We start from the raw sequence: 21,866 nt of genomic DNA, 5'->3' as shown, positions 1-21,866 counted from the left end.
CGGGGCTCACTCCGTGGACGGGGCTTCGAGGGTGTCCATCACCTTGCGGAGCTGGGTCGCGCGGCCCGTGGCGGTTCGCGCGGTCAAGAGCCTCAAGATGAGCGCGTATTGTCGTGTCTTGCCGAGCGCCTCGAAGGTCTTCGTCGCGCGCGGACTCGTGCGCAGGGCCTCGGCGAGGTCCGGTGGGACGCTGGCGTCGCGCTGCGACTCGTACGCGGCGGCCCATCGCCCATCGGCCTTGGCCGCGTCGACTTCCGCTTGTCCCGAGGGGCGCATCCGCCCCGCTCGGGTCAGCGCCGCGACCTTGGCCACATTGACCTGGGACCAGCGACTGCGTGGTCGGCGGGGCACATACTTCTGCAAGTAGTGCGTGGCATCGAGGGACTTGCGCAGGCCGGAGATCCACCCGAAGCACAGGCCGACATCGACCGCCTCATCGTCGGTCAGGGAGGGAATGCCCGAGCCCTTCTTCGCGAGCTTCAGCCAGACACCGACGGGGTCGGCGGCATGCCGCTCCAGCCAGACCTCGAAGGCCTTGGCGTCACGGAAGGCGATGACCGGCGCCTCGGGCGAGGCGGACTTCGTTGGCACGCGGGAGACTCCAACAGGAGGCATCGATGCGCCTCGACCTTGGGGCAGGATGCCGAAGCCACCGGTCCTTGTCGAGGCCACCGCGGAGCCGCGAGACCGCCCTGCCATGGGCGTGATTTTCTTGAGGCCCCCGTGGGGCATCCGTAGGCTCGCGTGTATCAGCGCTGGAGCCGTGAAACATGGATGTCCACTACACCTGGATTGGCGAGCCCCCGACGGACAGAACCAAGGACATCGATGCGCCGCGGCGACTGGCCACGCGGTGCTCGGGCCAGGGCATCAAGATCTATTTCTGGTGTCTCGACGCGCACGTCGCCACGTATCAGCGCGACTTCGCCAGCCACAAGAACGTCACCGTCCGAGGCATCCAGTCCTTCCTGGGCGCGGCGACGGGAAGGGCGTATCGCTGGTACTACTGGTACTCGGAGTCGGATGACTGGGCTGTCGCGGCAATGACAGACATCCTCACGTGGGGCCTGGACGCGGCGACGCCTCGGAGCTACCGGGCCTTCGTGAAGGACGCGTGGTCGCTCTTCCTCATGTACACCTGGGGGGGCTACGTGATGGACGCGGGCGTGGGCCCCATCGACGGAGGCACCTTCTCCCTTCCCGAGCCCAAGACGTTCATGGCGCCCACGTTGAACGAGGTGGACTCGTTGGGCATGTGGCGTATCCAGCTCAGTCAGCTCGCGGGGTGGCAGGGCCAGGGCGACGTCACGCTCAACGTCAGCGCCGCCGGCAGTGTCTGTGAGGCCATGAATTACACGCTCCCAGACGAAAACTACGCGATGGAGATGTGCTCGCTCATCGAGGTCTGGATGCTGGCGAGCCCGCGCTACTCCAAGGGCGCCTGGGCGGCCCTGAAGCAATACTGTGTCTTCTGGAAGGGGATGCAGCAGCACGACTCGCTGGTCGGTGACGGGGCGCCCAACGTCTTCCGCTACCTCATCGCGGGCTCGGTCTACAACGGGCTGTCCCATGGCCACGGCAAGAAGGCCCCCAAGACCTCGCTCTGGTCCTGCACGTCCGCGGGGCAGGGCAGCTCCTCGGTGGATGTCACCAAGCTGAAGCTGCGCAAGACGTATCACGGCTCCAGCGCCAAATAGGCTCACGGCGCATCGCGCCATGTCTTGCGTCAAGGACGCACTGTGTCGTGGACCGTCCGTGTGAAAACGCACGTACACACAACCGACGACATCGTGCGCCCGATAATCCCCCACGCCCCCTCGTCTGGAGTCGCTCATGAGCGTGAAGCCTCTGTCCTCGTCGTCCTCGTCCCTGCCCCGGACCGTTGCTCCGAAGGCGGCGGAGAAGGCGGCGAAGCCCAACCTGCTCGAGCGCGTCGCGCAGGGCGTGCAGAACGTGGCTCGGGGCGCCAAGCAGCTCGTGGACACCTTCGAGGCGCACCTGCCCAAGCTGGGCGGGCTCAAGCCCACCCATGGCGCCAAGCCCTGGGATGGCATCACCCTCACCGGCAAGCCCCTCAAGATTCCCACTGACGCACTGCGTTCGGTGGACCTTGGCGCGCTGCGCAAGGTGCTGGAAAAGATCATCCCGCAGAAGATTGATGACGTTCAGGGCAAGAAGTTCATCGCCCAGACGCAGGGCTTCCGCGACACGCTGGGCAAGGTCCGGTCGTTGGCGGCGGAGCTGGACATGTTGCCCCCGGCGCACCCGCGCCGCGCCGAGGTGAAGGCCGCGCTGGAGAAGGCCGAGGGCGAGCTGACCCGCACCACGGGTTACACGCGCGCCAACGCGCCGAAGCCGGGCTCCCTGTGGGTGGATCCTCAGTTCCTGGCCAAGGAGCTGCCCAACGGGCAGGTCTCCGCGAGCCGCTTCCCCACGGGGACGCCCGTGACGAAGCCGCCCACGCCCAAGGACCTGCTGTTCGGTGGGGACGTGGCCAAGGCGCAGGCGTACACGGCCTCGGTGGCGAAGAACCGCGCGCAGGCGGGCATGCCGGTGAAGGACGGTGAGCCCATTGGCGTGCACCTGAGCCTGGAGGGCGGTGGCGGCAAAGGCAAACGCTACGCCGCGATGCTCAGCGAGATGCATGACCTGGGCGTCGTCCCCGTGAGCCTTTCGGGCACCTCGGCGGGTTCCATCGCGGCGGCCATGGCCGCGACGGGCGCGGATCCGAAGCAGATTGAAGCGCTGGCCAAGGACCCGCGTCTGTCCAAGCTGTATGACTTGGATTTGGACATGAAGGACGGCGGTCTGCTGAATGGACAGGCCGCGTACGACCTCTTCGATTCGAAGTTGCGTGAATTGACGGGCATCAAGGATCGGCCCGTGACGTTCGCGGACCTGAAGGTCCCGCTGCAACTCGTGGCGGCCAAGGCGTACGACAGCGCGGTGGGCCCCGAGGGATTCAAGAGCGCGAAGGACCGCATCTTCGTCTTCAGCCAGGAGACGACGCCGGACACGCCCGTGGCGCTCGCCATCCGCGCCTCCATGGCCATCCCCGGGGTCTTCGAGCCGGTGCAGATGGTGGATCCGACCACGGGCCGCAACGTCCACCTGGTCGACGGCGGCACGCTCGACAACATGCCCATGGGTTACAACAAGAACGACCTGCCGCAGATTGGCGCGTCGCTCTACTCGCGCGGCGGCTCGCATCCCTCGAACGGTCAGGCGACGCCGAAGCCGTTGCCCACGGGCCAGCTCGACACGGATGACGTGCTCTGGAACAGCGTCAACGGCCTGATGCTGCTGAACCAGAACGCCACGGCCGCGCAGGACTGGCGCGACAAGGCGCAGCCTGGGGCGAACCAGTTCATGCTCAGCGTTCCCACCTGGAACCTGGAGAACCCGAAGCAGGGCGACAGCATGCTGAGCTTCGGCTACGACGAGAAGGTCGACCCCATTCTCGATCAGCAGACGCATCAGGTGACGCGCGACTTCCTGCGCAACTTCATGGATGACCTCAAGGTGCCGGGCTCGCGCGGCACCAACATGGTCACCCAGGTTCCGGCGAACATGAAGTTCGACGTGCCGGTGACAGTGAAGGGCGAGGCGTTCAAGGTCTCCTACGCCGGGGGCGACTTCGTCACCGCGACGGACGCGCGCGGCAAGGCCACGCAGGTGAAGCTGGGCCGCAAGCAGATTGAGTCCATGTACCTGGACAATCAGGCGTTCGGAGACCTCAGCGTTCAGCTCGGCAGCGCGCTCGCGAACCCGCGCAGCGTGCGGCCCTCCTGGCTGCCTTTCTGAACCCTGGGCGGGTAGGCTCGGCCCGCGATGAGCATCGAGTCCGCGAATCCCATCCTGCGCGAGCTGCTGGAGTCCCACGGAGTCGCTTGCCAGGAGGAGGGCGAGTGGCTCCGGGTAGGCGAGGGGAGCGTCCGCGCCCAGGCGGCATGGATTCAAGCCGAAGGGAGCGATCCGCGGCGCACCGTTCGGCTCGATGTCGCCATCGCGCCGTGGGCGGGCCGGATCTGGGTCGAGTCATTCGGTGGCCTCGGAGGATCGCAGGCAGAGGCCAGGAAGGACGCCGTGCAGAACTTCGTGCGCGGCTCCCTGCATGTCTTGCTGGGGGCATTCATTCGGGCCCCGGACTCGCACGTTGACGTTCAGGAATGGCGCATTGGGGGACGACTTCGCCGGGTCATCGTGGGCGACCTCTTGATCCGCTCGACTCGACCATCCGCGCAGGCGGGGGCGCCCACGTGGCTGAAGGCGCTGTGGGGCGCTCTGGAAACGGTGGCGCTGTCGCCGGGGGTCCATGCGCTGCGAGTCTTCTTCGCGCAGATGAACCACGCCCCCATGACGCTGGAGGTCCAGCTCGACAACGCGCCGTGGCCCGAGTTGAGCGCCGCGCTGGAGGCCGCCCCTTGGCCCCGCGCCGAGGCGTTCCTCAGCCACCGCTTGTTCGCCATCATCCAAGGCGGCGTCGACGCGAGCCGGGTCCTGGCCTCGTTCGTCGAGCCGCCCTCGCGGCCGTTGAGTGTCCTGCGCCAGGAGGCGTTGGAGGCAGGCGCCAGCCTGCTCGAAGCGGAGAAGCTGGTCGTCTATCTGCCCGAGGCGCTGGCGAGCGTGGTGGTGCGTGACCTGGGCGTGAAGCTGCCGACTTCCTTCATCTTCATGGATGAGGCCGCGCCCGGGGAGCGGCACGAGGTCGAGTTGGAGCACGATCCACTGTGGGCCGAGTCCATGCGCCTCGCGGAGCAGGTGTTCTCCGAGCAGTCACTGACGCGGTCGCAGCTCGATGTTGTCATCGCGCGCAGCGCCATGTTGAACGCACTCAGCCGGGCCATGGAGGCAGGCACCGACCCCAACGGTGCGCTCATCGCTCCCTGGGTCGCTCCCCTCACGCGGGAGGGCATGGACGCGCTGCGAATGGCCGTGGGCGGACAGCGGAGCACCCCGAAGGGCTGAGGGGCTCGCCATCGGACGACGCCCACCTAGCTTCGTGGCTTCTCGATGGGGGAGCCGACGACATGCGTGGCTGGGGGATGCTGGGAATCTGCGTCGCGGTCTGTCTGGGAGGCAACGCGGCGGGGGCACGTGAGGGCTCGGGACCTGGTGCACTCCTGCTGGGGGCTGGGCCTGTGTCCTCGGAGTGCAAGGCGCTGCTCCCCGGGCCTTTGGGTGAGCCCACGGGAACGCTCGAATCGACGGACCCCGATGACAGCGTGAATGTCTGGGTCGATGGGGCCGGCAATGTGTTGGCGGAGTACCGCAATGGCGTGGCCAATTCCTACCGGCTCGATCTGCTCCGCCCGAATGGCGTCCGGGTGGCGCGGTTCTTCGACCTTCCGCCGCAGTCCCACGTGGTGGAACAGGCCACGGGTTTTCATCTGATGGGCGCGCTGTCGTCCACCGACCTCACCCCGGTGCTCCGCGTGCTGTCCGCTGATGGCAAACTGACCCAGCGTCCGGAGACCTACTCGGGCGTCCAGGATGCCGTTCCCTGGATGGGGCGCGGCACGCTGCTCGTCCGAGTCCGGCCAATCTCCTCGAACACCCGGCGCGTGGAGGCGTTCTCCTTGGACGCGACGGGCGCGCCGGTCTCAGGCCCGCTCTTCATCACGGGCTTCTCGAGCACTCGCGCGACGCCGGTCCATTTGGGCTCCACCTCCGCGGATGCGGCGCTCGTCGTCTTCGCCCTCTCGGAGAGCGATGACCATCTTCAATGGGGGGCGCGTTGGTTCAAGCCCGGAGGCGTCGCGGTGGGCGAGTCCTTCGAGGTGGCGGCCCATCTGTCCGCGTGGGCGGATGTCCAGGTGCAGCCGCTGCTCCGTGGTGAGCTGGGATTGCGCACCCAGCGCGCGTGGCTGGGGCGGTTCCGTCCCTTTGACAAGTCATTGCTGCTGGCCCCGCCCTGGCTCGCCTCGCAGCCACAGCTCGACGTGGGCTGGGTTGGAGGTGGGAGCGGATTCGGGCTCACCTCGCCGGAGGGCGACTTCGCGTGCACGCCCTTCATCGAGGTGCGCACGGCCGCCGGGGTCGACTGTGGCGAGGTGGTCGTTCCGCCGCCCTCGCCCCCGTGTCACGGTGCGTGGCTGCGCCTCACCCGCACGGGGACGTTGGTGGAGTTCGCGCCCCTCGTCACCGAGCCCGGGCTCCAGATTCGTTGGTGGACGGGCCTCTTGCGCTGAACACGACGGGCGAGGCCCGCTACGATGCGCGCTCGGCGTTTCTTCGAGGCCCTCCATGTCCGACATGACCGTGCTCACTCGATGGCTGACTTTCGGCGCGTATCTGCTTGGCGGGGGCCTGGCCATGTACGGGTTTCTTCGCGTCAAGGGCGGACTCCTGGCCGCGGATGCTCGCCTCCGCGCGGAGGGGACACCGGCCACGGCCACGGTCCTGGAGATGCAGGACACCGCGCTTCGCATCAACCGCGCCCATGTCTATTCCATCCTCTTGGAGGTCCGGATGGAGGGGCGAGCGCCCTATCAGGTTCGGACGCGGACGCGCTTGACGCACATGAGTGGCCTCGCGGTCTGGGGCCCGGGCTTGCGGATCAACGTGCGGGTCGATCCCAACAACCCGCAGCGCCTCGTCATCCTCGGGCCCATACAGGCCGTCGATCTGGCACGTGTGCTGGGGGCCGCCGCCGCGCCGCCGCAGGACCCGGTGCAGGCGATGACCGACCTGCAACGCCTCGCGGACGCGGGGCTCATCAGCCCCAGTGAGTTCGAGGCGAAGCGGGCGGAGATTCTGGGGCGGCTGTGAGCCGGGCGCGAAGCTGATGCGGCCCGCGGGCATGGTTTCGCTGGCGCCCGCTGTTCGCCCCAGCCCGAGTCGACGGACTGAGCCGGGCGCTGGCTCAGGCCCTCCCTCGCCGAGACACGGCGAGGGAGGTTGATACCCGGGGGCTACGGGAGCGTCACGGGTGGCGCGCCCTTCAGCAACTCCTGGGCGAGCGTGGGGGCTTCATCGCGCATGGTCTTGAGGTTCTCCTCGAGCCAGGTGTAGCCGCGGCTCATCGCGCGCCGGGTGTGGACCAGCTCGCCCTGCTCGTTGATGTAGTGGACCGAGAACTCCGCGATGCCCGTGGCGCGGAACTGGTCGGTGTCCACCACCGCGATCGTCGAGCCGTCCGCGGCGCGAATCTCCTTCTCCACCTCCGTGCGCAAGACGAGCGCCATGGGGATGATGACGCCCTTGGCGCCGGAGCGCTTCACGTACTCGGCCAGCTCCTTCTGCACGCGCGGCGGAACGATGAAGTTGTCCAGGCCGATGCGGGGGATGGTCTCGCACCACTCGTTGGTACCGGCCAGGGTCTTGAACTTCGCCCCGGACGAGTCCTGGCCATAAGCAGTCCAGAGCGCGGGCCCGACATAGTCCTGCACCGCGCGGTTGACCTTGTCATTGCCCTGCGCGGAGTAGGCGCAGATCAACATGGGGGTGAGGGCATAGGGCGAGTCGAGCGCGCTCCAGTGGCCGTCGGTAAGGAACTTGGGATTCGAGTTCGCGGCTCGAGAGCCGAAGCAGCCCGGCAGGAGCGCGGCGGACGTGAGCAGCGTGACGAGGGGCATCCAACGAGAAGGGGACATGGGAACTCCCGAATCGAGGTGAGCCATGCGGTGCATGAGCGCGCCCTTGGACCCCGCTGCTTGAACACGGGTTCCACGAATTATTCGGAGTTCTAGGTGCCCTTGTGCGGAAGTGAGGGTGCGCGCACAACTCGGGGCGGGCTCCCGCGGATAATGTGGGGAGCGCGGTTTCTCCCTCGGACTCCCATCATGGCCACGAAGATTCAAGACAGCTCGCGTCCCCGTCTCAATGTCTCGCGGCCCGCCGCGCAGGAGTCCCAGGGCGCGGAGGCGAAGCCCCAGAGCCGTCCGCTCGCGTTCAAGGATGGCTTCGAGTCCGCGAGCCAGCCGCCCCGGCTGCCCGCCCCGCCGCCCATCCTGTCGCTGCCGGCGCCCCCGCCCATCCTGTCGCTGCCGGCCCCGTCCACCCCGACGACGCCGCAGGTGCCTCCCGAGGGGGGCCCCTCGAAGCCGCCCGCGTCGGCGGACTCGGATCCGATGAAGTACATCGAGTACCTGTCCTCGGACGCGATGAAGGGGCGCGACAGCCCCTCGGCGGGCCTGGATGCGGCCTCCGCGTACGTGCAGGAGCACGTGAAGAAGTACGGGCTCGTGGGGCCGAACTCGAAGAACCCGGAGAACCCCTTCCAGCAGAAGTTCAACGTCTACTCGTTCCTGGGCACCCCCGCGGCGAAGGGCGAGCTGCACGCCCCGCACAAGGACTTCGGGCACAAGACGTTCGAGGAGGGGTTCTACCTGGACGACCAGATGCCCAAGGACACGCTGGCCGCGCTCAACCGGCAGTATGAGAGCACGATGAAGGCGACCGGGCAGTCCGCGGTGGCGCCGCGCTCCGGCAAGCAGCGCAGCGTGGAGGAGCTGCGGCAGGTGGCCACGGCGACGGGGCAGGCGGTGAACACCATGGCCATGCTCCCCGGCACCGGGCCGCACAAGGACGAGGTCATCGTGGTGATGGCCCACCTGGACCACGTGGGCACGGACCGGAAGGGCAACGTCTACAACGGCGCGGACGACAACGCGTCCGGCAGCGCGGTGCTGATGGCCTCGGTGCCGGAGCTGGCCGAGATGCAGAAGAACGGCAAGCTGGACCGCTCGGTGCTGTTCATCTGGACGGGGGCCGAGGAGAAGGGCCTGGTGGGCTCGCAGTACTTCGTGGACCACCCCATCCCGGGCCTGGAGATGAAGAACATCGCGGGCGTCATCAACACGGACATGGTGGGCCGCTGGGATGATCAGCGCCTGTCCGTGGTGGACACCAACACCAAGGGCCAGCCCAACTACTTCCACGACATGGTGGACCAGGCGAACCAGAAGCTGGCGGATCCGTTCGACCGCATCAACCGGGACATCAACGTCTACCGGGACCGGCAGGACGGCGCGTCGTTTGGCCGCAAGGGCGAGGACGTCCTCTTCCTCTTCGAGGGCCTGTCCAACCCGAAGGGCGGCGGCGACCTCATCCCCGAGTACCACGAGCCGGAAGACGACATCGGGAAGATCATCGAGGACAACGGCGGACAGAAGCCGCGCCGCATCAAGGACCTCCTGGTCAACGTCATCGGGATGGCGTCGAACCGCGTGGCCGAGCAGTGAGCCTGGGGCCCTGCCGCCTCTCCGGGTGAGAGGCGGCACGTGCCCGGTGCGGCGGGGCTACTCCTTGTTGAGCACGCCCAGGGACCAGCCCTGGACCTCGGACAGCCGGCCGCGCCACCAGATCTGCGGCGGCTGCAGGACGCCGTTGGGGCCCACGATGCGCGCGTCGCGCAGGTGGATGAAGGTGAGGGGCTCATGGGCCGACTCCGCCTTCTTGGCGTCGTAGACCTGCGCGGCCATCGTCTCGTACTTCGCCTGTAGGGACGCGGCGGCGTCTCCCGCGCCCGCGCGCTTGAGGGCGCCGGAGAAGGTGGACCCGAAGTTCTTGATGAACTCCGCGCCGGACACCAGCTCTCCGGACACCTGCGTGCCCCCGACGGTCAGCGTGATGCCGACGTTGAGCCCGTGGTCGTTGACCATGTTCAACAGCAGCTCCAAGAACCAGTCGTGCGGGGTCGACGTCTTCGAAACCTGGGATGCACCGTGGGTCGTCATGGGTCCTCGTTGAGGGACTGGGGGAGACAGCACTGGCTACCGCTCGATGGCACGGCACCATAGCGGTCGACTCGGTCCGTCCACCAGTCAGCCGACGCATCGCCCCGCTGCCTGGGGCCGCTCGACCCCGGGAGTGGTGGGCGGTTCACAGTCGGACGCTCTCCCTCCCTGGTGGGAGGCATTCTCCCTTTGAAATTCAGGGGGGCTTCCCGTAGTTTCCCCCGGACTTCGAGGAGCGTTGCGAGGCCGGTTGGGCCCCAGGCTCGAAGCGATGGACCCAACGGCGCTCACCTGTACGCGTTGCTCGCGAGGGTGAGTCCGCTGAAGCGGCTCGGCTGGACCTCGTCAGCGCGCGGCGCAACCTGGATCAGGAGCCATTGCCATGACCGCTGTGACCAAGACGCAGAAGCAGGACCACGCCATCGCCGACATCTCCCTGGCGGCGTGGGGTCGTAAGGAGATTCGCATCGCCGAGAGCGAGATGCCCGCGCTGATGGCGATCCGCGAGGAGTACGCCAAGCAGCAGCCCCTGAAGGGCGCCCGCGTGACGGGCTCGCTGCACATGACCATCCAGACGGCGGTGTTGGTGGAGACGCTCCAGGCGCTCGGCGCCGAGGTGCGCTGGGCCTCGTGCAACATCTTCTCCACGCAGGACCACGCCGCCGCCGCGCTGGTGGAGGCCGGCACGCCGGTGTTCGCTCACAAGGGCGAGACGCTGAAGGAGTACTGGGACTTCACCCACCGCATCTTCGACTTCGGCCCGGCCGGCAGCGAGCACGAGGGTCCGAACATGATCCTCGACGACGGCGGTGACGCGACGCTGCTCATGCACCTGGGCAAGCGCGCGGAGAAGGACGCGAGCGTCCTGGCCTCGCCGCAGAGCGAGGAGGAGCGCGAGCTGTACAGCGCCATCAAGGCGAAGCTGGCGCAGGACCCGACGTGGTACTCGCGCAAGAGCGCCAGGATCCTCGGCGTCACCGAGGAGACGACCACGGGCGTGCACCGCCTCCAGGAGATGTCCGCGAAGGGCACGCTGCTGTTCCGCGCCATCAACGTCAACGACAGCGTGACGAAGAGCAAGTTCGACAACCTGTACGGCTGCCGCGAGTCGCTGGTGGACGGCATCAAGCGCGCCACGGACGTGATGATCGCCGGGAAGATCGCCGTCGTGGCGGGCTACGGTGACGTGGGCAAGGGCTCGGCGCAGGCGCTGCGCGCGCTGTCCGCCCAGGTGTGGGTGACGGAGATCGACCCCATCTGCGCGCTCCAGGCCGCGATGGAAGGCTACCGCGTGGTCACCATGGACTACGCGGCGGACAAGGCGGACATCTTCGTCACCGCCACCGGCAACAAGAGCGTCATCACCCACGAGCACATGGCGCGGATGAAGGACCAGGCCATCGTGTGCAACATCGGCCACTTCGACAATGAGATCGAGGTCGCCTCGCTCGAGAAGTACAAGTGGGAGGAGATCAAGCCCCAGGTCGACCACGTCATCTTCCCGGACGGCAAGCGCATCATCCTGCTGGCCAAGGGCCGCCTGGTGAACCTGGGCTGCGGCACCGGCCACCCCAGCTACGTGATGTCCAGCTCGTTCGCCAACCAGACCATCGCGCAGATCGAGCTGTACTCGCACAGCGACAAGTACCAGGTGGGCAAGGTCTACGTGCTGCCCAAGCACCTGGATGAGAAGGTCGCCCGGCTCCAGCTCAAGAAGCTCAACGCGCAGCTCACCGAGCTGACGCCGGAGCAGGCCACGTACATCGGCGTGCAGAAGAGCGGCCCGTACAAGCAGGACACCTACCGCTACTAAGACCGACCTCCGCGCCTCGCCCTGGACTGGGCGCCCTGGGCCGGATGGCGCGGAGGCGCACCGGCGGAGGGCGAGGCGCGAATCGGTCTCTGTCGTGCCGTGGCAGCGGGGAGCGCCCCGCTGCCACGGGGTTGAGGGAAGGAGGGCCTAGCGCTAGGGCCTAGCGCTTCGCTGAACCGCTCGGTCCCCGGCGTCGTCCGCTGGCGGGGCCGAACAGGTAGGTGCTCACGAGTTCGAGCGCCTCCGCCGCGACGTCCTCCGTCGAGAGTCCCTCGTGCGGCTCAATCACCGCGCGATGCGCCAGGGCCTCGATGACCGTCTCCGTGATGAACGCCGCCATCTGGGGCGTGCGTCCATTCAGCGCCTCTCGCTGGGCCTCGAAGAACTCCGTGAATCGCCGCATCACGAAGCGCCCCGTGTCCGGGCCGCTCTGGATGCGCCGGCGAGGCACTTCCTCGGTGAAGACGCGGTGGAGCTTGGGGTTGACGCGGTGGGCGTCGAGCGTCGCGTGGATGACGGCGCGAAGCGTCTCGCGCGGCTCGGCGGTGGCGGCCTGGCGGAAGGCCGCGTCGAGCCGCTCGCGGACCTCGCGGGAGTGCTGCTCGCCCAGCGCGACGACGATGGCCTCCTTGTTCGGGAAGTACTGGTAGAGGGAGCCGACGCTGATCCCCGCCATCTTCGCGATGGCGATGGTGGTCGCTGCCTCGTACCCCTGCTTGCTCAGAACGCGAATGGCGGCGTCGAGGATGGAGGCCACCATCGCCATCGACCGCTCCTGTCGAGGCGCTTTCCTCGGGGCGAACTTCGTCCGTGCGGGGTTCGTGCGGGGCATGGTCCTGAACGCGAATTGAGAATGCGAATAAAAATTCGCATGATGCCCCGCATGAATTCAAGTCGAACCCAGGGCCACGGGGCGCGCTACGACGTGGTCATCGCGGGGGCGGGGCCGGTGGGGTTGCTCCTGGCGAGCGAGCTGCGACTCGCGAAGCTGAACGTGCTCGTGCTCGAGCAGGCCGCGGACCCCAGCTCGCCGCTCAAGCGGTTGCCGTTCGGACGCCGGGGGCTCTGGGGACCGAGCATCGAGGCCTTCTATTGGCGCGGCCTGTTGGACGCGCTCGCGGATGCACCGGATGACCACGCGGGGGGGCGCTTCAAGCAGCGCCGCTCCATCTCCGACAAGAGCGGTCCCGCGGGTCACTTCGCGAGCATCCAGTTCGACTTCGCCCACGTGGATGCGTCGCGCTGGGTGCACCGCATCCCCGGGCCCGCGGACGTGCAGTTGGGCCTCGAGATGGGCCACATCGAGCGGGTCCTCGCCGAGCGCGCGGGAACCCTTGGGGTCGAGATTCGCCGTGGCCATGGCGTCAGCGGGTTCGAGCAGTCCGCGGATGAGGTCGTGGTTCATGCCGGCGCGCAGCGATTCGTGGCGAAGTATCTCGTCGGCTGCGACGGCGGTCGCAGCACCGTCCGCAAGCAGGGCGGCTTCGAGTTCGTGGGCACCGAGCCCGAGCTGACGGGCTACTCGGTCCATGTCGACGTGGCTGACCCGGCGACGCTCCCGATGGGCGCGTATCTCACGGAGACCGGCAGGTATCAGCAGTGGCAGCCGGGCTACGTCATCGCGGCCGAGTTCGACGGAGGGGCAGCGCATCGCACGCGCGCGATGACGCTCGAGCACATCCAGGCGATGCTGCGGCGCGTGTCGGGCAAGGAGGTGACCGTCACCGCGCTGCACGTGGCGACCACCTGGTCCGATCGCTCGATGCAGGCCAGCACCTATCGCCAGGGGCGCGTGTTGCTCGCGGGGGATGCCGCGCACATCCACTCGCCGCTCGGCGGCCAGGGGCTGAACCTCGGGATTGGCGATGCGATGAACCTCGGCTGGAAGCTCGCGGCCGTGGTTCGCGGGGACGCGCCCGAGGGGCTGCTCGACAGCTACACCGCCGAGCGGCACCCCATGGGCGCGCGCATCTTGGATTGGACCCGAGCGCAGGTCGCGCTGATGCGACCGAAGTCGAGCGCGCTCCAGGCCATCATCCGCGACTTGCTGGAGACCCGCGACGGCGCGACCTACTTCGCCGAGCGGCTCTGGGGGCGCACCCTGCGCTACGAGCTGGGGGGCACGCATCCGCTGGTGGGGCGGAGCTGCCCGGACTTCGAGCTGGATGACGGCACGAGGTTCGGCGCGCTGCTGCGAGGTGGCCAGGGCGTGCTGTTGGACTTCGACCGACGGCTCGGTGGCCTCGAGGGCCAGTGGGGCTCGCGCGTGAAATACGTGGCGCGCGATGCGAAGGCGCGGCTGGGGGCCTCCGCGTTGCTCGTGCGCCCGGATGGCTTCGTCGCGTGGGCGAGCGACGGGGCGGCGACGCCTGAAGAGGTGGTGCAGGCCGCCTCGCGGTGGTTCAGCCTCGGCTGAGCCGCTCACCGCTGCCGCGCCCAAGGCCGCTCCCCTCTCGTGGGGCGCGGCCCGGAGACACTGGGGCCGAGGCGTGCGCGGCGTGACTCAGCGCGCGGTGCCCTGGCACCATCCGGCGGAGCTGCAGGTGCGCCGACCATCGCAATCGCAGTTGCTCGAGCAGCGGTTCGAGCCCTGGGGGTTCCACGCCTCATTCCAGTAGTACTGGGGGCTGGTGCAGCTCACCGGAGGACGCGCGGTGCCCTGGCACCACCCGAAGGAGCTGCACGTGCGCATCCCGTCGCACTGACAGGCGTTCGAGCAGCGATTGGCCCCTCCGGGGTTCGTCCCTTCGTCGTGATAGTAATTGTAGAACTTGCAGCCGGCGAGCTCCTGCGCTTGCGCCGAGACCTCGGAGTCGTCCTGCGTGTACTCCGTTTCGGGCGCGGTGCTCTCCGAAGGGCTTGCGACACCACAGCCGGAAGCGAAGGCCAACGCCCAGGACATGGCGGACAGAACGAGACAGCGCGCCGCGTGACGATGGATATTCAAGCACTCCTCCACAGCGTGAAGACATCTGGCTGAGACAGCCGGGTGTTTCCATAACTCGCTGCAAAAGCAGAGAGCGCCGTGAGGTTTGGCGTTGCTCGGCCATGAACGTTCCGCGCGTTGCTCAGTGCTCAGCCTGGAGATGGAAGCGAGCGCCAGCGGACGTCGGAGGGACGCGGGTTCGAGGGCGGTGTCGAGAGCCCGATGGGGAAACGTAGAAGGGCCCGGTGACGCACGGGCGTCACCGGGCCCCGGTGCATCCAGGACTACTCGTAGGTGCCCACCACTCCCACGGATGAGGCCACCCCGGAGAGGCGCACGTACCAGGTGCCCGCGGCGGGGCTCTGGAAGGTGCAGGTCTCCGCGCTGCCGACGTTGTTGGACAGGCAGTCGTAGTCCGTCTGCGTGGCGGGGCTTCCCAGCAGGACGCGCAGGTCGATGCCCGCCCCGTTGCAGGACACGGTGCCCTGCGTGACGAACGTCAGCTTCGTCGCGCCGGGGGGCACCTCCAGCTTGTACTGGAGCGGCGAGCTCGCGTTGATGCAGGACGGGTTGATGACGAGCGCCCGGTTCACCAGCGGCTGGATGCCATCCGGCGCGCCCACCGCGTCGTAGTCCGCGCTGAGCAGCGCGCCGTTGAAGGTGCCACTCAGTCGCACGTACCAGAGGCCCGGCGTGGGGTTCTGGATTTCACAGGCGCGTCGGCTCGTCGTCTTGACGGCGCAGGCGGTGTCGCTCGCGGTGGGCAGGGCGCCCGCGCGCGCGGTCATCACCGCGTTGGCTCCGCCGCCGAACAGGTCCAGGCTGAGGAAGCCCTGGCCCGCGGGCACCTCCACCTGGAAGTACTGCGCCTGAACCGGCGTGCTGGAGAGGTTGGGCACCGGGGCGCCGCGCGCGAGCGGGAAGACATCTCCTTCGTTGGAGTACGTGCCCGTCAGGCTGGCGCCGCTGAAGGCATACGCCCGGCCCACCGCGACGAACCAGGTCCCCGCCTCGGGGTTCTGCACGAGGCACGTCGCGACGTTGCCCGAAGTGCCCTCCGCGAAGCAGGCCGGATTGGCCATGGTGGGGCGCACGCCGCGCTGGATGTAGAGGTCCGCGAAGCCGTCCCCGCCCGACAGGTTGAACTTGAGCAGGGATTGGCCGGCCGGGACCTCCAGCTTGTAGAGCTGCACGGCGTAGCCCTCGCCGTGGAGGCCGTTGATGGCGACGCCGCGGGTGAGCTCCGGGACGCCTTCCCCGGGAGTCTGCGCCGACGTCGCCGTCAGCACCGCGCCGGTGAACGCCGCGGAGACGGCGCGGACCGCCGCGTACCAGGTGCCCGCCTGCGGCTGACTGAAGGCGCACGTGTCCTCGGCCTTGCCCACCACTTGCACGGTGCAGTCGGACGTCGTGTTGTCCGGCGGGGTTCCGTAGCGCACGAAGAGGTTGGCCGTGCCCGTCGTGTTGCGCAGATTGAAGGCCAGGTCGCTCATGCCCGGGGCCACGTCGAACTGATACAGCCGCTGCTCGCCCAGCGCGCCGGAGATGGCGACCTCGGAGATGCCCGAGGTGAGCGTGCGGGTGGTGGACGTGGTGGCGCGCACGCGGCCCTGGAAGCCATCCTCCGCCTTGACCATCACGTACCAGAGGCCCGAAGCGGGGGCCTGCACCGCGCACGAGGCGCCGGGCTGCGCCTGCGTGGAGCTGGCCATGCACTTGTAGCTCGTCGTGGTGGGCGCGCTGCCCTGCTTCACATACAGCTCCGCGTCCTGCTGGGTGAGCAGGTCCACGGTGAGCAGCGTCTGGCCCGCGGGGACGTTCAGGGTGAGGTAGCGGTAGCGCCCCGCGAAGTCCGTCAGCGCGAGCGGGACGTTGTCCGCCAGCGTCAGCGTGGAGTCAGGGAGGCGATCCGCGCTGGCCCGAAGTGTCACGTCGGTGGTGTTCCCCGTCGGGTTGCCGGCCTGGAGGAACCAGGTGCCCGCCTGGGGATTCGCGATGACACACCGCCGTCCACCGTCCGGCTGAACCCCGTTGCAGTCCACGCTCGTCGTGGGGGGCGTGCTCCGTGTGGCCTGGAGCGTCGCGAAGGAGCCATTGCCGAGGCGGCCCTCGAGGGTCAGCGCGGACAGGCCGCTTGGCACCTCGATGCGGAAGAACCTGCCGGAGCCGTACTGCGACGAAGCCAACGGGCCCACCCACTGGTTCATGGGCAGCTCGGGGTACTGCTGGAGGGAGACCCGCAGGCCCGCGCCGGTGTAGTTCTCGCGACCGCGGACGCGCACATACCAGGTGCCCGAGGTGGGGGCGGTGATTTCACACGCGCTCGTGCAGGTGCTGCCTCCGGTTGCGGGTGGCTTCGCGCCGGCCTGCATCAAGTATGCGGCGTTTCCGTCGCCGGGCAGGGGCTCGAACTTCAGGCTCTGCATGCCCACCGGCACGCTGAAGCTGTAGAAGCGATCCACCATGTACGTGCCGGACAGGTCCGTCACCCACTGGCCGACCGTGAGGGGCTCGGTGGGCAGCTCCGGCGCCGTGGCGGTGAAGGTGGCGCGAACGAAGAAGTCCGCGACCTCCTTGGTGGCCCGCATCCGCACGTACCAGAGGCCCGAGACGGGCAGGTCGAACACGCAGCTGGTGCGCCCATCCGTCAGTGTGCCCTGGCAATCATTGTAGCTGGACGTGTCCGCGGGAACGGGGCGCGTGCCCGAGCGGATGGCGATCCGCGGCTGGCCCGCGCTGCTCGTCATGTCGAAGCGCAGGCGGCGCTGCCCGGTGGGGACGTTGAGGGTGTAGTAGCGGTTGTCGTCCGGTGACGCGGAGATGCCGCTCAGCGCCTGCCCGTTCACCAGCGCCACCGGCGCGCTCACCTCACCGGAGTACCAGACGCGCAAGGTGGTGTTCAGCCGGATGGTGGAGTCCGTGGTCGCCAGCACATACCAGGTGCCCGCCTGTGGCTCATTGACCTCGCAGCTCGAGGTGGATGAGCATGCGTAGGTGCTGCTGTTGGTGGGCTTGGGCAGCGCGCCATACGCCAGATAGACCGTCGGCGAGATGGCGTTGTCGCCCCGGTTCACCGAGATGCGCAGCTTGCCGGCGTTGGGTGGGACGGACAGCGTGAAGGCGCGGGTGTCGCTGGCGCTCATCAACGTGAAGCCGGAGGACGGCTTGCCCGGCGTCAGCTCCTGCGGCGCGAGCGCGCCGTTCGCGTAGTACGCCTGGAGCGCGACGCCGATGAAGGCGCTCTTGGCGTGCAACTGGATGTACCAGGTCCCCGCCTGCGGGTTGTTGATGACGCACTCGTCGATGGCGTATGGCTGCTCGGAAAGACAGTCATACGTCGTCGTGGTGGCGCGCTCGTTGAACCGCACGTAGAGGTTGGAGTTCTCGATCATGCTGCTCGTCGTGCGGACCCGGAGCACGGTCTGCCCGGGCGGCACTTCGATGGCATAGTTGAGCAACTCGTTGACGCTGGCGCTCAGCGGGCTCTCCACCCGGTCATTGCCCAGGAACATCACCGGCGTTCCGTCTGCCGCTTGGAGGCTGCTGGTGACGCGCACGTTGGTGTAGTCCGTGGTGCCGCGGACCATGATGTACCAGGTGCCCGCCTGCGGATTGGCGATGTTGCACTCCTCGATGGAGGAGTCAGACCTCGCCGAGGTGCACGTGGCCGCGGTGGTCGTCGGAGGCGTGTCGAACGACACATACAGGTCCGGATTGCCCGAGCCGCCCATCGTTCGCACGTGCAGGGCCGTCTGGCCCGCGGGCACCGACACGGTCCAGTAGCGCTGGCTCCCCGCGGCGCCGCTCACCGTGACGAACTGGCCGCTGCCGAGCACGTTCGCCAGCGGGGCGTACTCACCCAGCAGCGAGACGGTCGCGAAGGCGGCGTAGCCTCGGGTCATCACGTACCAGGTGCCCGCCTCGGGGTTGTCAATGGCGCACAGCTCCGTGTTGCCCGCGGCCGTGGACGCGCACCGGTAGGACGTGGTGGTGGGCTCGGCGCCAAACTGCACGAAGAGGTCCACGTCCCCCGTGCCGCCCGATGTCTTGAAATTGAGCACCTTCTGGCCGGGGGGCACCTGGAGCGTGAACAGCTTCTGCTCGTCCTTCGCGCCCGACACGGAGGTGGCCTGGCCCGCCGTCAGCGCGACGGCGGTGAGCGTCGCCCCGCCAATCGTGGTGCCAGTCGCTTCTTGCCCCGGAGTCGGGCGGCTCGCGGTGGGACCGCATGCGCTCAGGCACAGCCCGAGCAGACATCCAAACCAGACGACCCTGGACCGCGAAGACATGACGCCATCCTCGTGCCGGGGCGGAGTCGCGCCGGCGCGTGTGGAGAGGGATTGAGAAGGCAGGGATGCAGCGGCGCGCGCGTGGCTAGTCATGGCGCACCCGCAGCTCGACGTCGTTGTAGCTGATGCCGCGGGCATCGATGTACCAGAGGCCCGCCTGCGGATAGGTCAGCGTGCAGGCGTCGTCTGTGCCAGAGAGGGTGGAGGCGCAGTCGTAGGTGGAGACGGGCGCATCGCCGCGTCGCACATAGAGGTTGGTGGAGCCCGAGGTTTTCTTCGGGACGCCCACGGTCGACACCTCGAGGGCCGAGACCCCGGCGGGGACTGACACCACGTAGTAGTGAGAGCCCGCCCCGGCCGGCACGCGGATCCGCGAGCCGTTCAGGAGCGGCTCGATGCCCGAAACCGCCTGGGTGAGCTGATCCATCCCGGTGAGGGTCGCCCCGCGGTACTTGCCGGTCAGCAGCACGTACCAGGTGCCCGCGGCCGGCGCCGAGACGACGCAGTCCATGGACTGGCTGCCAAGGCCAGACGTGCAACGCGTATCCGTCAGGGTGGGGACGGCGGCGCGCTTCGCCCGCAGCTCCACGTTCTGCAAGTCGCCGGAGACGTGGACGCGCAGCTGCGTCCGCCCGGCCGGAACGTCCATGGCGAAGAGTCGTGGAATGGTGCCCTCCGCCGTCAGGTTGGGCACGGGGATGTGCGGCGTGAGCGGCGCGACGTCCGTGTCCTGGGAGTAGCGCCCAGTGAGGTACACGCCACTGAAGTCCGAGGCCGCGCGGACGAGCGCGAACCACGTGCCCGCCTGGGGCTGGTCGATGACACAGCGCTCACCCGTGGAGGCCGGCGCCGCATGGCACACGGTGTTCGTGGGCGAGGGGCGCGTGCCGGATTGGACATACAAGTCCAGCGAACCCGTGCCGCCCGAGACATCGAACTCCACGCGCTTCTGCCCGGCTGGGATGTCCAGTTTCCAGAGGCGATAGGCGCCCACCTTGCCGGTGAGGTTCACCCGCGCCACGCCATTCTCCAGCGCCTCCACCTCGTCCGCGGGCGTGGCCGAGGTCGTGGCCGTGAGTTGCACGTTGGAGAAGTCTGTCTTCCCTCGGGCGAGGATGTACCAGCGGCCCGGCTGGGGGTTCGCGATGGCGCAGGTCTCCAGCGGCGCGTCTGGCACGTCCGACTTGCAGTCGGAGTCCGCCGAGTTGGGGATGCCCTCGCGCCTCACCAGCAGCGCCACGTCACCCTGGGACCAGACATCCCAGCCGTTCATCACCTCGGAGAGCTGCACGAGCAGGTCGCTGGTGCCCGCGGGGACATCCACCGTCCACAGGCGCTCGGAGTTCTGGGTCCCCGTCAAGGCAGGCTCCATCCAACCGCTGAACAGGGGATAGGGCTGGGCGGTGGTGGCGCGCACCGTGGCCGTCAGGGGCACGGGTGAGGTGACCATTGCGTACCACGTGCCCGCGGCGGGGCGCGTGAAGACACAGCGGCGCGACTCGGTGGGGGACCCGTAGGACCTGGCGCATGCGGCGTCGAACGTGGTCGGCTCGCGTCCATACTGGACCAACATCGAGGCACCCACGGGCGCGGGGAGGCGGGCATACAGGTCGAAGACGACCTGCTCACTGTTGGGAGGGACCTCGAACCGGAAGTACTGACGGGTGTTGATGGGGACCGAGACGCTCACCGGCGCCGTGTCCGCCAGCTCCATGGTCGCAAGGTCGCTGCGCTCCACGGTGGCGAGCAAGGTGGCCGCGGTGTTCGCGGCGACATTGAGGGTGATGAACCAGCCGCCGGCCTGGGGCTTCGTGACGGTGCAGCGATTCTGATTGCACGTGGAGAGGGCGGAGGCCGACCAGGAACCGGGCCGCAGGGCCAGGCCCACCGAGGTGCCGCTGGTGGCCGTCACCGTCAGGCCCTTCGCGTCCGCGGGGACGTCCAGGCGGTAGTAGAGCGTGCGGCTCTGCGGCACCGCGGTCAGTGTCTGGGACTCACCCGGTGCCAGGGGCGCGATGGGCGCCAGCGTGGCACGCACGCGTGTGTCCGAAGCGGTCGCGTTCGAGCGCACGCGCACGTACCAGGGGCCTGGCTCCGGCGTGTAATAGGAACAGCTGCTGGAGGTGCTGCCCGTGCAGAAGCGGGCGTCCGTGGGCGTGGGGCGTCCCTTGGTCTTGAGATAGACATCCGCCACGTCGGGCGCGCCGGACAGCTCCATCGTCAGGCCCACCTGATCCACGGGCACGTCGATGCGGAACATCGCGTCCTGCGTGGGCGTGCTGGCGAAGGGCATCCATTGCCCATCCGCGAGGACGACCTCGGCCGCCTCCGCGACGGGCGTGAAGGTGCCCTGGAGCTTGTAGTTGGCGAGGGCGCTCTTGGCTTGGACCGCCACGTACCAGGTGCCAGCGCGGGGCTGGTTGATGACGCAGCTCGCGGTCCCCGAGCGCAGGTTGCCCGTGCAGTCCGCGGACAGCGGCCAGGGCTTGGCGGCGAAGTTGGCCAGGAGCACCGCGTCGCCCGTGCCTCCGGTGAGCTCGAAGGCGACTCGGCCTTGCCCGGCGGGGACGTCGAGCGTGTAGTAGCGCGTCTCGTCGGCGGGGATGGAGATGCCCGTCACCGGCAGGGCCGAGGTGAGGGCAACCACGCTGGGATCCGGCGCGGGCGTGGCGACGGCCGTGAGGGTGACGCCGGTGAAGGCGGCGGTGCCGCGCACCGTGATGAACCACATGCCCGCCGTGGGCGCGGTGATGACACATTGCTCTGTGTCGGTGGTTGTCTTGGACCGGCACGTGTAGCTGGTCAGCGTGGGCTGAGCCCCGTATTTCACATACAGGTCCACGTTGGTCGCGTTCGCCAACGTGACGGTCAGCTTGGACTGACCGGCGGGCACCTCCAGTCCGAAGACCGTCTCCCCGCCCGAAATGCCTGACAATTCCTGGCGGGACTCCCCCTGTGTGAGCAGGGGGACCTCCGCGTGTGTCGCGGGTTCGGGGACCGGGGCCTCCTCACCGCGGTCGCACGCGCTCGCGAACATGAGCGCGCCCAGGACTGCGCACATCAGACTTCGACGCATGGTTGCTCCTCGTCGTCGGGGATGGCCGAGATGGCCTGGAAACCCGAATGCGACGCGGAGTGTAGAAAGGGGTCTGACATGG

General features: G+C 68.4%; 15 protein-coding genes and 1 riboswitch. Of the genes, 8 read left to right on the top strand and 7 right to left on the bottom strand.

Annotated features, from left to right (window positions below; translation table 11 throughout):
• Positions 1-6 precede the first annotated feature (6 nt).
• Complete coding sequence (locus KRR26_RS07110) at positions 7-591, bottom strand: YdeI/OmpD-associated family protein (protein ID WP_328707072.1); 585 nt, start codon at positions 589-591, stop codon at positions 7-9.
• Positions 592-770: 179 nt separating this feature from the next.
• Here KRR26_RS07110 and KRR26_RS07105 point away from each other — a divergent pair, with 179 nt between their 5' ends.
• From KRR26_RS07105 to KRR26_RS07085, 5 genes are all read left to right on the top strand, one after another.
• On the top strand, positions 771-1,697 hold the full coding sequence (locus KRR26_RS07105) for a hypothetical protein (RefSeq protein ID WP_217079443.1): 927 nt from the start codon (positions 771-773) through the stop codon (positions 1,695-1,697).
• Between the two features lie 136 nt (positions 1,698-1,833).
• On the top strand, positions 1,834-3,804 hold the full coding sequence (locus tag KRR26_RS07100) for a patatin-like phospholipase family protein (protein WP_217079442.1): 1,971 nt from the start codon (positions 1,834-1,836) through the stop codon (positions 3,802-3,804).
• Between the two features lie 27 nt (positions 3,805-3,831).
• Complete coding sequence (locus tag KRR26_RS07095; protein WP_217079441.1) at positions 3,832-4,968, top strand: DUF6348 family protein; 1,137 nt, start codon at positions 3,832-3,834, stop codon at positions 4,966-4,968.
• A gap of 62 nt (positions 4,969-5,030) precedes the next feature.
• Positions 5,031-6,191 (top strand): hypothetical protein, encoded by a 1,161-nt coding sequence (locus tag KRR26_RS07090; protein WP_217079440.1) that lies wholly within the window; start codon positions 5,031-5,033, stop codon positions 6,189-6,191.
• Between the two features lie 55 nt (positions 6,192-6,246).
• Positions 6,247-6,771, top strand: a complete 525-nt coding sequence (locus KRR26_RS07085) for a DUF3592 domain-containing protein (RefSeq protein ID WP_120206037.1) — start codon at positions 6,247-6,249, stop codon at positions 6,769-6,771.
• A 143-nt stretch (positions 6,772-6,914) separates the two neighbouring features.
• Here the strand turns inward: KRR26_RS07085 and KRR26_RS07080 are convergent, their stop codons facing one another.
• Positions 6,915-7,595 (bottom strand): hypothetical protein, encoded by a 681-nt coding sequence (locus KRR26_RS07080; RefSeq protein ID WP_120206039.1) that lies wholly within the window; start codon positions 7,593-7,595, stop codon positions 6,915-6,917.
• Positions 7,596-7,784: 189 nt separating this feature from the next.
• Here KRR26_RS07080 and KRR26_RS07075 point away from each other — a divergent pair, with 189 nt between their 5' ends.
• Positions 7,785-9,185 (top strand): M28 family metallopeptidase, encoded by a 1,401-nt coding sequence (locus KRR26_RS07075; RefSeq protein ID WP_120206040.1) that lies wholly within the window; start codon positions 7,785-7,787, stop codon positions 9,183-9,185.
• 57 nt (positions 9,186-9,242) lie between these two features.
• Here the strand turns inward: KRR26_RS07075 and KRR26_RS07070 are convergent, their stop codons facing one another.
• Positions 9,243-9,680, bottom strand: coding sequence for a hypothetical protein (locus tag KRR26_RS07070; RefSeq protein ID WP_120206042.1), 438 nt, complete (start codon positions 9,678-9,680; stop codon positions 9,243-9,245).
• 224 nt (positions 9,681-9,904) lie between these two features.
• A riboswitch (S-adenosyl-L-homocysteine riboswitch) is annotated at positions 9,905-9,976 on the top strand.
• 86 nt (positions 9,977-10,062) lie between these two features.
• Between KRR26_RS07070 and ahcY the strand changes: the two genes are divergently transcribed.
• Positions 10,063-11,493 (top strand): adenosylhomocysteinase, encoded by a 1,431-nt coding sequence (gene ahcY / locus KRR26_RS07065; protein ID WP_120206043.1) that lies wholly within the window; start codon positions 10,063-10,065, stop codon positions 11,491-11,493.
• Positions 11,494-11,653: 160 nt separating this feature from the next.
• On the opposite strand, the gene KRR26_RS07060 is transcribed toward ahcY, so the two are convergent.
• Positions 11,654-12,259: a TetR/AcrR family transcriptional regulator gene (locus KRR26_RS07060; RefSeq protein ID WP_217079439.1), complete on the bottom strand. Its 606-nt coding sequence runs from the start codon at positions 12,257-12,259 to the stop codon at positions 11,654-11,656.
• A 117-nt stretch (positions 12,260-12,376) separates the two neighbouring features.
• On the opposite strand from KRR26_RS07060, the gene KRR26_RS07055 reads away from it, so the two are divergent.
• Positions 12,377-13,909 (top strand): FAD-dependent monooxygenase, encoded by a 1,533-nt coding sequence (locus tag KRR26_RS07055; RefSeq protein ID WP_217079438.1) that lies wholly within the window; start codon positions 12,377-12,379, stop codon positions 13,907-13,909.
• 87 nt (positions 13,910-13,996) lie between these two features.
• Here KRR26_RS07055 and KRR26_RS07050 read toward each other — a convergent pair whose 3' ends face one another.
• The 3 genes from KRR26_RS07050 to KRR26_RS07040 form a co-directional block, all read right to left on the bottom strand.
• The gene (locus KRR26_RS07050; RefSeq protein WP_147422954.1) at positions 13,997-14,440 is read right to left on the bottom strand and encodes a hypothetical protein; all 444 of its coding nucleotides are present in this window, start codon (positions 14,438-14,440) and stop codon (positions 13,997-13,999) included.
• A 263-nt stretch (positions 14,441-14,703) separates the two neighbouring features.
• Positions 14,704-18,708 carry a PPC domain-containing protein gene (locus KRR26_RS07045; RefSeq protein WP_217079437.1) on the bottom strand — a complete coding sequence of 1,335 codons (4,005 nt, stop codon included), beginning with the start codon at positions 18,706-18,708 and terminating at the stop codon, positions 14,704-14,706.
• Positions 18,709-18,793: 85 nt separating this feature from the next.
• On the bottom strand, positions 18,794-21,643 hold the full coding sequence (locus tag KRR26_RS07040) for a PPC domain-containing protein (RefSeq protein ID WP_217079436.1): 2,850 nt from the start codon (positions 21,641-21,643) through the stop codon (positions 18,794-18,796).
• Positions 21,644-21,866: the final 223 nt, after the last annotated feature.

Origin of the sequence: Citreicoccus inhibens (genome assembly GCF_019039035.1) — a bacterium.
In the GTDB taxonomy this organism is placed as follows: domain Bacteria; phylum Myxococcota; class Myxococcia; order Myxococcales; family Myxococcaceae; genus Citreicoccus; species Citreicoccus inhibens.
The sequence above is the reverse complement of the archived record's forward strand: the minus strand, read 5'-3'. Positions and strand labels throughout refer to the sequence as shown.